The following is a 13,927-nucleotide window of genomic DNA, read 5'->3' on the forward strand; positions in this document are numbered from 1 at the left end:
AGCCGAAATCCCCCGATCCAGTGACCCCGCCCCCGGCTCAAACCTTGGCCGGGGCGGGCACCTCGCCGAGGACGTCCTTGAGCAGTTGGCCGCACCACTGCAGCAACGCCTGATCGCGCAACGGCTCGCCACCCACCCGCCTGGTGCTGGGGCGCGGGACGCTCACCTGATCGTTAGCGGTCTTGTAGACGGAGTCGGGGTGGTAGCGCTTCAGCCGCATCTGCTTGGAGTCGGGCAGCGGCAGCGGGGAGAAGCGGATGTGCTTGCCCTGCATGGACACGTCGGTCAGGCCGTACGCGCGGGCCAGCTGGCGGAACCGGGCGACGGCGATGAGGTTGACGACCGGGGCGGGCGGTTCGCCGTAGCGGTCGGTCATCTCGGCGATGACCTCTTCGAGGCGGGTGTCGCTGCGGGCCTCGGCGAGTTTGCGGTACATCTCCAGGCGGAGGCGTTCGACGGCGATGTATTCCGTGGGAAGGTGCGCGTCGATCGGCAGGTCGATCTTGACCTCGGGCTCCTCCTCGGGGCGTTCGCCCTTGAAAGCCTGTACGGCCTCGCCGACCATCCGCACGTACAGGTCGAAACCGACGCCCTCGATGTGGCCGGACTGCTCACCGCCGAGCAGGTTGCCGGCGCCGCGGATCTCCAGGTCCTTCATCGCCACATACATGCCGGCGCCGAGTTCGGTGTGCTGGGCGATGGTGGCGAGCCGCTCGTGCGCGTGCTCGGTGAGCGGCTTGTCCCGCGGGTAGAGGAAGTACGCGTACGCCCGCTCCCGGCCGCGGCCGACCCGGCCGCGGATCTGGTGCAGCTGGGCCAGGCCGAGCAGGTCGGCGCGTTCCAGGATCAGCGTGTTGGCGTTCGGGATGTCGATGCCCGATTCGACGATCGTGGTGCAGACCAGGACGTCGAACTCCTTCTCCCAGAAGCCGACCATCACCTTCTCGAGCTGTTCCTCGCTCATCTGGCCGTGCGCCACCGCGACCCGTGCCTCGGGGACGAGCTCGCGCAGCTTGCGGGCCGCCCGGTCGATCGACTCGACCCGGTTGTGCAGGTAGAAGACCTGGCCGTCGCGGAGCAGCTCGCGGTGGATCGCCGCGGCGACCTGCTTCTCGTCATACGCCCCGACGTAGGTGAGCACCGGGTGCCGTTCCTCGGGCGGTGTGGCGATCGTCGACATCTCCCGGATGCCGGTGATCGCCATCTCCAGGGTCCGCGGGATCGGCGTGGCCGACATGGTCAGCACGTCGACAGAGGCCCGCAGCGCCTTGAGCTGCTCCTTGTGCTCGACGCCGAAGCGCTGCTCCTCGTCCACGATGATCAGGCCGAGGTTCTTGAACTTGGTCGACTTGGCGATCAGCCGGTGCGTGCCGATAAGGATGTCCACGGTGCCGGCGGCGGCCTGCTCCAGGGCGAGCGCGGCCTCCTTCGGCGTCTGGAACCGGGACAGCTGCTTGATCTCCACCGGGAACTGGCTCATCCGCTCGGTGAACGTGTTGAAGTGCTGCTGCGCCAGCAGGGTGGTGGGCACCAGCACCGCCACCTGCTTGCCGTCCTGCACGGCCTTGAACGCGGCCCGGACCGCGATCTCGGTCTTGCCGTAACCGACGTCGCCGCAGATCAGCCTGTCCATCGGGACAGCCAGTTCCATGTCCTGCTTGACGTCGATGATCGCGGCCATCTGGTCGGGCGTCTCGGTGTAGGGGAACGCGTCCTCCAGCTCACGCTGCCACGGGGTGTCCGGGCCGAAGGCGTAACCCTGTGAGGCCTGGCGTGCCGCGTAGAGCTGGATGAGCTGGGCGGCGATCTCCTTGACCGCTTTGCGCGCCCGGGCCTTGCTCTTCTGCCAGTCGGCGCCGCCCATCTTGTGCAGGCTGGGCGACTCGCCGCCGACGTAGCGGGAGAGCTGGTCGAGCTGGTCGGTGGGCACGTAGAGCCGGTCGCCGGGCTGGCCGCGCTTGGACGCCGCGTATTCGATCACCAGGTATTCGCGGTCGGCGCCGTTGACCGTGCGCTGGACGAGCTCGACGTAGCGGCCGATGCCGTGCTGCTCGTGCACCACGAAGTCGCCGGTCTTGAGCTCCAGCGGGTCGATGGTGTTGCGCCGCCGGGCCGGCATCTTGCGCATGTCCTTGGTGGACGCGCCACGGCCGCCGGAGATGTCGTTGCCGGTGATCACCGCGAGCCGGGACGCCTCGTCGACGAACCCGTGGTTGAGCCCGCCGCAGGTGATCAGGATCTGGTTGTCCTGGATCGGCTTCTCGATCGAGTCGACGGGCGTCACACCCACGCCGGCGTCACGCAGCAGCTCGGTGGCCCGCTGTGCGGTGCCCTTGCCCTCGAAGACCAGCGCGATCGCCCAGCCGGCCGAGGCCCAGCCGGACAGGTCGGCGGCGAGCCGCGCGGTGTCGCCGTGGTAGAGCGGGACCGGCTGTGCGGCCAGCGCGATCGCGTCGCCGGCGTCGGGTGAGACCTCGACGGGCGACGGGTCCTCCCACGGGAGGGCTTCCGGTGACTCGGCGGTGGCCAGGCCGAACGGCGAGAGGGTCCACCACGGCTGGTTGAGGACGGCGGCGTGTGCCCGTACATCTGCAAGGCTCTTGAAAGCGACGGCGCCGACGTCGATCGGTGCCTGGCCTCCGACGGCGGCCGCGGCCCAGGACGCTTCGAGAAACTCGTCCGAGGTACGGGTGAGGTCGTGTGCCCTTGTCCGGATCCGCTCCGGGTCACAGAGCAGCACGTGGGTGCCCGCCGGCATGCAGTCGATCAGCAGCTCCATGCTGTCGGTTCCGTCCAGCAGAGCGGGTGCCAGCGACTCCATGCCCTCGACCGGGATGCCCTCGGCCAGCTTGTCCAGGATCTCGGCCAGCTCGGGGTGCTGCGCGGCCAGCGCGGCGGCCTTGGCCCGGACCGACGGGGTCAGCAGCAGCTCGCGGCAGGGCGGCGCCCAGAGCCGCTCGACCTTGTCGATGGTGCGCTGGTCGGCGACGGAGAAGGTGCGGATCTCCTCCACCTCGTCGCCCCAGAACTCGACCCGGGACGGGTGCTCGTCGGTGGGCGGGAAGACGTCGAGGATGCCGCCGCGGACAGCGAACTCGCCACGCTTGGTGACCAGGTCGACCCGCGCGTAGGCCATGTCGGAGAGCCGCCGGGCGACGTCTTCCAGCTCCGCCTCGCGACCGGCGACCAGCTCCACCGGCTCGAGGTCACCGAGGCCCCTGAGCTGCGGCTGGAGCAGTGACCGGACCGGCGCGACAACGACCTGCAACGGCTGCTCACCGGGGTGGGCGAGGCGGCGCAGCACGGCGAGGCGGCGGCCGACCGTGTCCGAGCGGGGGGAGAGCCGCTCGTGCGGCAGCGTCTCCCACGACGGGTAGACGGCGACCCGGCCCGGCTCGACCAGGCAGCCGAGCGCGTCGGCCAGGTCGTCGGCCTCCCGCGAGGTCGCGGTGACGGCCAGCACCGGGCGCTGGGCACCGCCGGCCTCGCCGGAGCCGGCCACGGTCGCCACCACGAAGGGCCGCAGCGAGGCCGGAGCGGTCAGGTCGAGCGAGTCCGAGTCGACGAAGCCCTTGCGGGCCAGGTCGCGGGCACGCGCGAGACCACGATCGCGCAGGGCGGCCGGGATCAGACCGGAGAGTTGCATGACGAGAGACCCCCTGAGGGCACGACGAACGACCCCGGTCGCCACAAGGACGGGGGTGCAACGAACAGCTTAGTCCGACACGCCGACAGTTCCCGCAGCCCGCGCCTTATCGCACAGCATGTCCGACATGGCAGCTGAGCAGTCCTGAAGCATGCCGGTTCGGTATGAGCACGTCATCCGGGGAGGCAACACGTGCGGATCCTGCTGCTCGTCACGGCGTTCAACGGTCTGAGCCAGCGCGTGTGGTGCGCCTTGCGCGAGGCCGGGCACGAGGTCGGAGTACTGCTGGCGACGAACGGGCGGGAGATCGTCGACGGGGTGCACGCGGCCGCGCCCGATCTGATCATCTGCCCCTTTCTGAAGGACCGTGTCCCGGCCCAGGTCTGGCAGCGCTGGCGCACGATCATCATTCACCCGGGCCCGGTCGGTGACCGCGGTCCGTCCTCTCTCGACTGGGCGATCAGCGACGGCGTACCGAACTGGGGTGTCACCGCTCTCCAGGCCGTCGAGGAGCTGGACGCCGGGCCGATCTGGGCGAGCCGGACGTTCCCGATGCCCGCCACACCGCCCCGCAAGTCGGCGCTCTACACCGGCCCGGTCTCGGACGCGGCCCTGGAGTGCGTCTTCGAGGTGGTCGCGAAGGCCGAGGACCCGGCGTTCGCGGGAGTTCCGGTGGCGAACACGCCGACCATTGCGCCCGGCGCGCGGCCCCGGCCGCTGATGCGGCAGGCCGACCGCGCCTTCGACTGGGCCGAACCGGCCGAGACCATCCTGCGCAGGATCCGCGCCGCGGACGGGTCGCCCGGCGTGCTCACCGAGGTGGGCGGGCTTGCGGCGTACGCCTACGACGCACACCCCGGCCTGGCCCGCGGTGGCCGCCCCGGCACCATCCTGAGCCGCCGCCAGGGTGCGGTGCTGGTCGCGACCGGTGACGGCAGCCTCTGGATCGGGCATCTGCGCCCGGACACCGAGGACGGGATCAAGCTGCCCGCCACGACCGTGCTCGGCTCGCGGCTGCGTGGCCTGCCGGACTCGCCGGCCGGGCCGGAGGGCGACCCGGAGACCGCGACCGCGTACCGGCAGGTCCGCTATCGGCGCGCCGGAGCGGTGGGCTGGCTGCACTTCGACTTCTACAACGGCGCGATGGCGCCCGGACACTCGCGCCGGCTGCTCGCCGGGCTGCGGCACGCCGTCGCCCAGGACACCCGGGTGCTGGTGCTGCGGGGCGGCACCGAGGCGTTCAGCAACGGCATCCACCTCAACACGATCGAGGCGGCGACCGATCCGTCCGGTGCGGCCTGGGCCGGCATCCGGGCCATCAACGAGGTCTGCCGGGAGATCGTCACCTGCACCCGGCAGCTGGTGGTCGCCGCCTACGCGGGCAGCGCCGGAGCCGGTGGCGTGATGCTCGGGCTGGGCGCGGACATCGTCGCCGCCCGGGACGGGATCGTGCTCAACCCGTACTACGACATGGGTCTCTTCGGCTCCGAGCTGCACACCTTCACGCTGCCCCGGCGGGTGGGCGCGGACCTCGCGCAACGGCTGATCGACGACAAGCTGCCGGTGAGCGCGAGCCAGGCGGCCCGGCTCGGCCTGGTGGACGAGGTCGGTCCGAGACACCCGGAGGCGTACGCCCAATGGCTTGTTGGTCTCGCCGACCACCACAGTGACGTGCGCACCGCGCGCAAGCGACGCGCGGCCAAGGCGAGGCGTCTCGCGGCCGAACGGATCCCGCTGGAGGTGTACGAGACACGCGAGCTCGCCGAGATGAGCCGGGACATCTACACCGATCGTTCCGGTTTCGCCGCCGCCCGCCGCGGGTTCGTCCGCAAGATCCGTCCGCAGGGCACCCCGCGGCAGCTGATGTTCACCCCGAACGCGGGTCCGGCGGCGGCCGCGCGGCCCCGGCACACCAACGCGGGACCGGGTGCCGAACGGCGCCCGACGATCCGCCCGGCCGTTCCGGTGTCGGCCTGACCACATGAGCGTCCTGCACACCCCGGACTCCGGGGCGACTCCCCCTGCCCGGAATTCCGCCCAAGACCGTTCCGTACCGGCTCAGCGACCACCCACCGGACGGGCGCCGATGCCGAGCGATCAGCTCGGCAGCACGCTGCTGATGCCGATGAAGTTCGAGTACAGCGCGTACAGCGTGCTGGCCGGACCGGCCGAGCAGCCGCCCGCGGACGGTACGCCGTACCGGGTGCGGATGCGCCCGCTGGCCCGCCGACGTCCGATTCGGACGGTGCTGATCACGCTCTTCGCGTTCGCCTTCGAGAGCACGTTCTTCGGCTGGCTGGTCACCTCGATCGAGCTGCCCGATCAGCGGCTGCACACGATGCTCTATCTGGCCACCATCTTCATGATCGGCGCGACCGCGACGATCGAGCTGTTCCGGCTGGTCAACGTCGTGACCCTGTGCCTGGCCACGCTATGGGCACGGGACCCGGTGCCGGTCGTGCCGGACACCGGCACGCGCGTCGCGTTCCTCACCACGATCGTGCCCGGCAAGGAGCCGATCGCGATGGTGGAGAAGACGCTGCGGGCCGCCCGTGAGATCCGCTGCGCCGGTCGGTACGACGTCTGGCTGCTGGACGAGGGCGACGACCCGGTGGTCAAGCTGATGTGCAAGCGGCTGGGCGTACGGCACTTCAGCCGGCGCGGGCGCGACGAGTACAACACGCGCACCGGGACGTTCAAGGCGAAGACCAAGCACGGCAACTACAACTCGTGGCTCGACGCGCACGGCGACGACTACGACATCTTCGTCTCGGTCGACCCGGACCACGTGCCGGCGCCGAACTTCTGCGAGCGGCTGCTCGGCTACTTCCGCGACCCGGACGTGGCGTTCGTGGTCGGCCCGCAGATCTACGGCAACTACGACAACCTGGTCACCCGCTGGGCCGAGTCGCAGCAGTACCTGTTCCACTCGCTGTTGCAGCGGGCCGGCAACCGGCGCGGGATCGCGATGCTCGTCGGCACCAACAACGCGGTACGCATCGCCGCGCTCAAGGCCGCCGGCGGGCTCCAGGACTCGATCACCGAGGACATGGCGACGAGCCTGAAGCTGCACGCCGGACGGAATCCGGACACCGGCAACCGCTGGCGCTCGGTCTACACCCCTGACGTCCTGGCCGTCGGCGAGGGACCGTCCACCTGGACCGACTACTTCACCCAGCAGGACCGCTGGTCCCGGGGCACCGACGAGGTGGTGGTCCGCCGCTTCGCCGGGCTGTCCTGGCGGCTGGGCCCGGGCCGGGCGCTGCACTACTCGCTGCTGATGTCGTACTACCCGCTGACCGCTGCCGCCTGGCTGCTCGGCGCGGCGAACGCGGCGGGCTTCCTGCTGCTCGGCGCGAAGGGCGTCCAGGTGCCGGAGCAGGTGTGGCTGATGCTCTATGTGGACGCCGCGCTCTTCCAGATCGGGCTCTACCTGTTCAACCGGCACCACAACGTCAGCCCGCACGAGGGATCCGGTTCGTCCGGCCTGGCCGGGATGCTGGCGTCCACTCTGTGCACTCCGGTCTACGTGTCGTCGTTCCTGGCCGCGGTGTTCCGCCGCCGCTCCGGCTTCGTCGTGACCCCGAAGGGCGACACGGCCAGCCCGGACCGGCTCGCCACCTTCGCACCGGGTCTGCGCTGGGCCGCCCTCTACGCCGCGATGCTCGCCGTCGCGCCGTTCTTCGGCCACGTCGACCCGGCCATGTACGCCTGGCCCGCCCTCAACCTCGTCATCTGCCTCACCCCGCCGGCCCTCTGGCTGGCGCGCCGCAAGTCATCCACCACGAAGGAGTCGCCCGTATGAAGCCCCGCTCGCGTCCCACCCTCGCTCGCCGTCTGGTGAGCGGTCTGGCCACGCTGGTGGTGCTCGCCGGAGTGGCGGTCGCCAACCGCCCGATGGTCGCGGTCGCCGCCGAGGCACTGCACACCTACAAGATCAACCGCGAGACCTACAAGAAGAGGTACGGCCACTGGGCTCGCCTGCCGGTGCCCCGCGACTTCCGGGTCAACGCGATCCACGCCGCCCTGCTTCACACCGGGAAGGTGCTGATCATCGCGGGCAGCGGCAACAACCGGGACGCCTTCGAGGAGAAGTCCTTCCGTACGGTCCTCTACGACCCGCGCACCGAGAAGTTCACCGACGTCGAGACGCCGACCGACGTGTTCTGCGCCGGGCACACCTTCCTGCCGAACGGGAACCTGCTGGTCGCCGGTGGCACCAAGTCGTACGAGGTGCTCGAGGCGGAGGTGGAGCACGCGGCCGGCGTCATGAAGATCAAGAACGAGTCGCCGGACCACGGGCCGAAGGTCTTCGATAAGGGGACCCGGCTGCTCTCGCCGACCGGGCGGGCCTACCTGACCAGGACGAAGGTGACCGTCCCGGCGGCGCGGAAGATGACACACGGCGCGCACACGATGGTGCACGCCGGCGAGGCCGAGATCTGGGTGGACGCCGAGCAGAAGGGCGACGGCTCCGTCGTGCGCGAGCCCGCCCAGTACACGATCGACGGTCTGACCGGGTACGACGCCCGCAACCTCTACGGGGTCGCCGACAAGATCACGCGGGAGAAGCAGGAGTACGGGGGCGACCGGACGTCGTACGAGTTCGATCCGGTGGCGGAACGCTATGTGCGTACCGGAAACCTGCGCGACCACCGCTGGTATCCCACCCTGATCGGCCTGACCAACGGCGAGGTCCTCGCCGTCTCCGGTCTTGACCAGTTCGGCCGGATCCTGCCCGGCCGCAACGAGCGGTACCAGCCGGACAAGCGCCGCTGGGTGAGCGCACCCGAGCTCAAGCGGTACTTCCCCACCTATCCCAGCCTGCACATGATGGCCGACGGGCAGGTCTTCTACTCCGGCTCGAACGCCGGTTACGGCTCCGACACCGAGGGACGCACCCCGGGCGTCTGGGACGTCACCCGCAACAGGTTCCGCACCGTTCCCGGCCTGCGCGACCCGCGGATGACCGAGACCAGCTCGTCGGTGCTGCTGGCGCCGGCACAGGACCAGAAGGTGATGATCCTCGGCGGCGGCGAGATCGGTGAGTCGCCGGTCTCCACGGCACGGACCGACATCATCGACCTCGACGAGAAGAAGGCGCGGTACCGGCCCGGACCCGATCTGCCCCGGCCGGCCCGCTACCTCTCCACGGTCCTGCTGCCCGACGACACGGTGTTCACCACCGGCGGCTCGTCCGGATACCGGGGCGGCCCCTATCGGGGCAAGCCGCGCAGCGACCTGTTCAACTCGCAGATCTACCGGCCGGCCGAGAACGCCTTCGCCACCGCCGCCGAGTCGACAGTCGGCCGCAACTATCACTCCGAGGCGATCCTGCTGCCCGACGGCCGGGTGATCACGCTGGGCGGCGACCCGCTCTACGACGCGACGGGCAAGAACGCCGGCACGTTCGAGCAGCGGATCGAGGTGTTCAGCCCGCCGTACCTGTTCCAGGGAACGCGGCCGGTCGTCGCCGGTGGGCCCGCCGAGATCAGCCGCGGCGCGAAGGCGCGCTACAGCACCCCGGACGCCGCCCGGATCACCTCGGCACGGCTGATCCGGCCCAGTTCGGTCACCCACGTCACCGACACCGACCAGCGCTCGGTCGCCCTGGACCTGACGGCCGGCGCCGGCGGCGTGGAGGTCACCGTGCCGAAGCGGGCCGGCCTGGTGCCGTCCGGCTGGTACATGCTGTTCCTGATCGACAACCGTGGTGTGCCGTCGACCGCGCGCTGGGTGCGGGTGCGCTGACCGATGCCCCGCCACCTCCGGGTGGACCGCCGGCGACGGCGTGCCGCCCTGATCACCGCACTGCTCGGAGTGGCCGCCGGCGGGGTGCTCCTGCAGGAACGGGAGCCGGCGCCGGCTGTCCGGGTGCCGGAGACCGCCGGTTCCGCGTACCCGGGGCTGCATGTCGACCCGAACGGTGCCGCCGCCGTACACGTGCGTGCTCTTCATCGTGCGGGCCGCAAGGCCGACGCGGAGGTCCTGCGGCGCATCGCCGACCGGCCCGCCGCCACCTGGTTCACCGACGCCGGGCCCGGCTACCAGCTGCGGGCCCGGCGGCTGGTGCACGCGGCCGCCGCCAACAAGCGGCTGCCGGTGCTCGCGCTCTACTACATCCCGTATCGCGACTGCGCGAGCTACTCCGCGGGCGGCGCACCGAACGCCCGGGCCTATCGGGCCTGGATAGCGTCCCTGGCCGCCGCGCTGCGCGGCTATCGCGCGCTGGTGATCCTCGAGCCCGACGCGGTCGCCCAGGCGGTGCGCGGCTGCCTGCGTGGCCGGGCCGCCGTGGAGCGATACGCGCTGCTCGCGCACGCCGTGGACACCCTGCGCGCGGTGCCCGGCGTCGCGGTCTACCTGGACGCCGGCAACCCCACCTGGATGCCGGCCGCCCGGATCGCTCCGGCACTGCGCCGCGCGGGCGCGATCAGGGCCCGGGGCTTCGCGCTCAACGTCGCCAACTTCGAGACCACGACCGACAATCTCCGGTACGGCACACAGCTGTCACGTCTTCTCGGCGGGCGGCACTTCGTGGTCGACACCAGCCGCAACGGCAACGGGCCGGCCCGGCGGGGAGGCGGTTCCGAACACTGGTGCAATCCGCCCGGACGGCGCCTCGGTGTGCCGCCGACCCTGCGGACCGGGCATCCGCTCGCGGACGCGTACCTCTGGGTGAAACGCCCCGGCGAGTCCGACGGCGCCTGCGGTTCCGGAGCCCCACCCGCAGGTCAGTGGTACCCGGCCTATGCGATGGCACTCGCCAGGTGACCGCTCGCCCGCCGAGCGCGCATGAGACTCTTGACTCAATTCACCCCCCGTCGGGGGTACGCCGATACGATCGGCGAAGTCGGGACAGCGCCGTCCTGGAGCCATCCGAGCGAAGGAGCGCCCCGATGACCGACGAGCCTGCCCACCTCGACCTGGAGGGTCCCGACGCACCACTCCGTGCCGACATTCGCAGGATCGGCACGCTGCTCGGCCAGACCCTGGCCCGGCAGGAGGGACGCCCGCTGCTGGACCTGGTCGAGGAGGTCCGCAAGCTGGTCCGGCAGGACGCGGCAGCAGCAGCCGACCGGCTGGCCGCCATGGACATCACCACCGGCACCAAGCTGGCCCGTGCCTTCTCCACCTACTTCCACCTGGCCAACATCACCGAGCAGGTGCACCGCGCCCGCGACCTGCGCCGCCGCCGCGCCAAGCTGGGCGGCTGGCTGGACCAGGCCGCCGAGCGGATCGCCGAGCGGGGCATCCCGGCCGACGAGATCGCCGCGGCCGCCCGCCGCCTCGCGGTCCGCCCGGTCTTCACCGCCCACCCCACCGAGGCCGCCCGCCGCTCGATCCTGTCGAAGCTGCGCCAGGTCGCCGATTCGCTCGACGCCGAGTCCGCCGCCGCGGCGCTGTACGGCGCGACCGACACCACCGCCTCCACCAAGCGTTTCGCCGAGCTGATCGACCTGCTCTGGCAGACCGACGAGCTCCGCCTCGACCGGCCGGACCCGACCGACGAGGCCCGCAACGCCGTCTACTACCTCAAGGACCTCTACGCCGAGGCCGCACCGCAGGTCCTCGACGACCTCGCCGAGACGCTGCGCCGGCTCGGCGTGGAGACGGCACCCACGTCCCGGCCCCTCACCTTCGGCACCTGGATCGGCGGTGACCGCGACGGCAACCCGTTCGTCACACCGGCGGTCACCCGCGACGTCCTGCTCATCCAGCATGAGCACGGCATCCAGGCCACCGAGAAGGCGATGGACCTCCTGATCGAGGAGCTGTCGGTCTCCCGGCGGCTGCGCGGGGTGTCCCTCGACCTCTCCGCGAGCCTGGCGCAGGACCTGGACAACCTGCCCGAGATCGCGGACCGGTTCCGCCGCGTCAACGCCGAGGAGCCGTACCGGCTGAAGGTGCGGGCGATCAAGGCGAAGCTGTCGAACACCCGGGCCCGGCTCCGGCACAACACGCCGCACGTGTCCGGCCGCGACTACCTGGGCAGCGACGAGCTGATCTCCGACCTGGAGCTGATGCGGGCGTCGCTGGCCCGCAACTCCGGCCAGCTGTCGGCGGTCGGCGTGGTCGCCACCGCGATCCGGCAGGCGTCCGCGTTCGGCCTCCAGCTCGCCACCCTCGATGTCCGCGAGCACGCCGAGAAGCACCACGAGGTGCTTCAGCAGATGTACACGCAGGTCGGCGAGGTCGACGACTACGCGACGCTCGGCCGGGCCGACCGGACCAAGCTGCTCGCCGAGGAGCTCACCGGGCGGCGGCCGCTCTCCAGCGCCGACACCCCGCTCACCGACTCGGCCCGCAAGACCTTCGACGTGTTCCACACCATCCGCGAGGCGCAGGACCGGTTCGGCGCGGACGTCATCGAGTCGTACATCATCTCGATGACCCTCGGCGTCGACGACGTGCTCGCCGCGGCGCTGCTGGCCCGCGAGGCCGGCCTGGTCGACATCCACACCGGCCGGGCCCGGATCGGCATCGTGCCGCTCCTGGAGACGCCCGCGGAGCTGGACGCCGGTGGTGACCTGCTGGACGAGATGCTGTCGCTCCCTGCGTACCGGGAGATCGTCCGGGCCCGGGGTGACCTGCAGGAGGTCATGCTCGGCTATTCGGACTCCAACAAGGAGGCCGGGATCACCACCAGCCAGTGGCGCATCCACAAGGCGCAGCGGTCGCTGCGTGACGTGGCCGCGCGGCACGGTGTGCGGCTGCGCCTGTTCCACGGCAGGGGCGGGACGGTCGGCCGTGGTGGCGGGCCCACGCACGAGGCGATCCTGGCTCAGCCGTACGGCACGCTGGACGGCGCCATCAAGGTCACCGAGCAGGGCGAGGTCATCTCCGACAAGTACACGGTGCCCGCACTGGCCCGGGAGAACCTCGAACTGACGGTGGCGGCGGTCCTGCAGGCCACCCTGCTGCACACCAACATCCAGGTCGACCCGGTACGCCTCAAGGTGTGGGACTCCACGATGGACACCGCCTCGGACGCGGCGTTCACGGCGTACCGCTCGCTGGTGGAGGACCCGGACCTGGCCGCGTACTTCTGGGCCGCAACACCCACCGAACTGCTCGGCGCCCTCAACATCGGCTCCCGCCCGGCCAAGCGCCCCAACGCGGACGCCGGCCTCGGTGGCCTGCGAGCCATCCCGTGGGTGTTCGGCTGGACACAGACCCGGCAGATCGTCCCCGGCTGGTTCGGGGTCGGCACCGGCCTGGCCGCGGCCCGGGCAGCCGGGCTCGGCGACGTGCTCGACGAGATGCACGAGAACTGGCAGTTCTTCCGGACGTTCCTCTCCAACGTCGAGATGATGCTCGCCAAGACCGACCTCTCGATCGCCCGGCGCTACGTGGAGACGCTGGTACCGGAAAACCTGCGGCCGATCTTCACGAAGATCGAGCGGGAGTACGAGCTGGCCGTCCAGGAGGTTCTGGCCATCACGGGGGGATCCGAGCTGCTCGCCGCGCAGCCGGAGCTGAACCGGACGCTGAGCGTACGCGACACCTACCTGGAGCCGCTTCACCACCTTCAGGTCGCGCTGCTGCGGCAGTACCGGGAGCTGGGTGAGGCGGGGCGCCAGATGCCTACGGCTCCGGGGGCTCGCCGGGGGCCGTCGGATTCGACGGCGCTGGAGCGTGCACTGCTCACCACGGTCAACGGCATCGCCGCCGGTATGCGCAACACCGGCTGATCCCTTCCTGCTCCACACCGCCCCGGGCCCTTCCGCCCGGGGCGGCCCCATTTCCGGCTGGCTCTCAGCGGTGCTCCGCGCCCGCCGAAGCCCCCCTGACAGCCAGCCGACGTGCCCAGCTGGCCGTCAGCGGTGCTCCGCGCCCGCCAATGCCCTCCTGACAGCCAGCCGACGTGCCCAGCTGGCCGTGAGCGGTGCTCCACGCCCGCCAAAGCCCCCCTGACAGCCAGCCGGCCGTGCCCCGCCTGCGGCGCGCGGCTGGCGGGGCACGGCTGGCGGGCCACGCCTGCGGCGCGCGGCCGACAGTGCCCAGCTGGTCGTGAGCGTCGCTCCGCGGCCGCCGAAGCCCCGCTGAAAGCCAGCCGGGCACCACCAGCTGGCCGTGAGCGCTGCCTCCCGGCCGCCGAGGCAGCGCTGAGCGCCAGCCGGGTGGTGTGACGGCGGCGGCGGAGGGCTTGGCGGGGGTAGGTGCACACGTTGGGGTTGCGTGTGCGACGACTAGGCCCAGGGAGCCTGTTGCTTTTTGGTTTCGGCGGGTTCAGGCGTATAGATACTTTTATGCATGTTTGAGATCATTGGTGGATGG

General features: G+C 71.1%; 6 protein-coding genes. 5 read left to right on the forward strand and 1 reads right to left on the reverse strand.

Going from position 1 to position 13,927, the window contains the following annotated elements; genetic code table 11:
• Positions 1-37: 37 nt before the first annotated feature.
• The gene (mfd, locus tag ACFQV6_RS22595) at positions 38-3,646 is read right to left on the reverse strand and encodes a transcription-repair coupling factor (protein ID WP_378029528.1); all 3,609 of its coding nucleotides are present in this window, start codon (positions 3,644-3,646) and stop codon (positions 38-40) included.
• Between the two features lie 192 nt (positions 3,647-3,838).
• On the opposite strand from mfd, the gene ACFQV6_RS22600 reads away from it, so the two are divergent.
• The 5 genes from ACFQV6_RS22600 to ppc all read left to right on the forward strand — a co-directional run bounded on the left by ACFQV6_RS22600 (position 3,839) and on the right by ppc (position 13,341).
• Positions 3,839-5,623 carry a hydrogenase maturation protein gene (locus ACFQV6_RS22600; RefSeq protein WP_378029529.1) on the forward strand — a complete coding sequence of 595 codons (1,785 nt, stop codon included), beginning with the start codon at positions 3,839-3,841 and terminating at the stop codon, positions 5,621-5,623.
• 109 nt (positions 5,624-5,732) lie between these two features.
• Positions 5,733-7,451, forward strand: coding sequence for a glycosyltransferase family 2 protein (locus ACFQV6_RS22605; RefSeq protein ID WP_378029530.1), 1,719 nt, complete (start codon positions 5,733-5,735; stop codon positions 7,449-7,451).
• Positions 7,448-9,397 carry a galactose oxidase-like domain-containing protein gene (locus tag ACFQV6_RS22610; RefSeq protein ID WP_378029531.1) on the forward strand — a complete coding sequence of 650 codons (1,950 nt, stop codon included), beginning with the start codon at positions 7,448-7,450 and terminating at the stop codon, positions 9,395-9,397. The genes ACFQV6_RS22605 and ACFQV6_RS22610 overlap by 4 nt, the downstream gene beginning before the upstream one ends.
• Before the next feature lie 3 nt (positions 9,398-9,400).
• Positions 9,401-10,420 carry a glycoside hydrolase family 6 protein gene (locus ACFQV6_RS22615; protein ID WP_378029532.1) on the forward strand — a complete coding sequence of 340 codons (1,020 nt, stop codon included), beginning with the start codon at positions 9,401-9,403 and terminating at the stop codon, positions 10,418-10,420.
• Positions 10,421-10,545: 125 nt separating this feature from the next.
• A complete protein-coding gene (gene ppc, locus ACFQV6_RS22620) occupies positions 10,546-13,341 on the forward strand; it encodes a phosphoenolpyruvate carboxylase (RefSeq protein WP_378029533.1) in 2,796 nt (931 codons plus the stop codon).
• Positions 13,342-13,927 lie beyond the last annotated feature (586 nt).

The organism is Actinoplanes sp. GCM10030250 (assembly GCF_042666575.1).
GTDB lineage: Bacteria > Actinomycetota > Actinomycetes > Mycobacteriales > Micromonosporaceae > Actinoplanes.

Bases quoted from the DNA above. Each gene is read 5' to 3' on its own strand.
- mfd (WP_378029528.1), bottom strand. From the start codon at position 3,646: ATGCAACTCTCCGGTCTGATCCCGGCCGCCCTGCGCGATCGTGGTCTC.
- ACFQV6_RS22605 (WP_378029530.1), top strand. From the start codon at position 5,733: ATGCCGAGCGATCAGCTCGGCAGCACGCTGCTGATGCCGATGAAGTTC.
- ACFQV6_RS22610 (WP_378029531.1), top strand. From the start codon at position 7,448: ATGAAGCCCCGCTCGCGTCCCACCCTCGCTCGCCGTCTGGTGAGCGGT.
- ACFQV6_RS22615 (WP_378029532.1), top strand. From the start codon at position 9,401: ATGCCCCGCCACCTCCGGGTGGACCGCCGGCGACGGCGTGCCGCCCTG.
- ppc (WP_378029533.1), top strand. From the start codon at position 10,546: ATGACCGACGAGCCTGCCCACCTCGACCTGGAGGGTCCCGACGCACCA.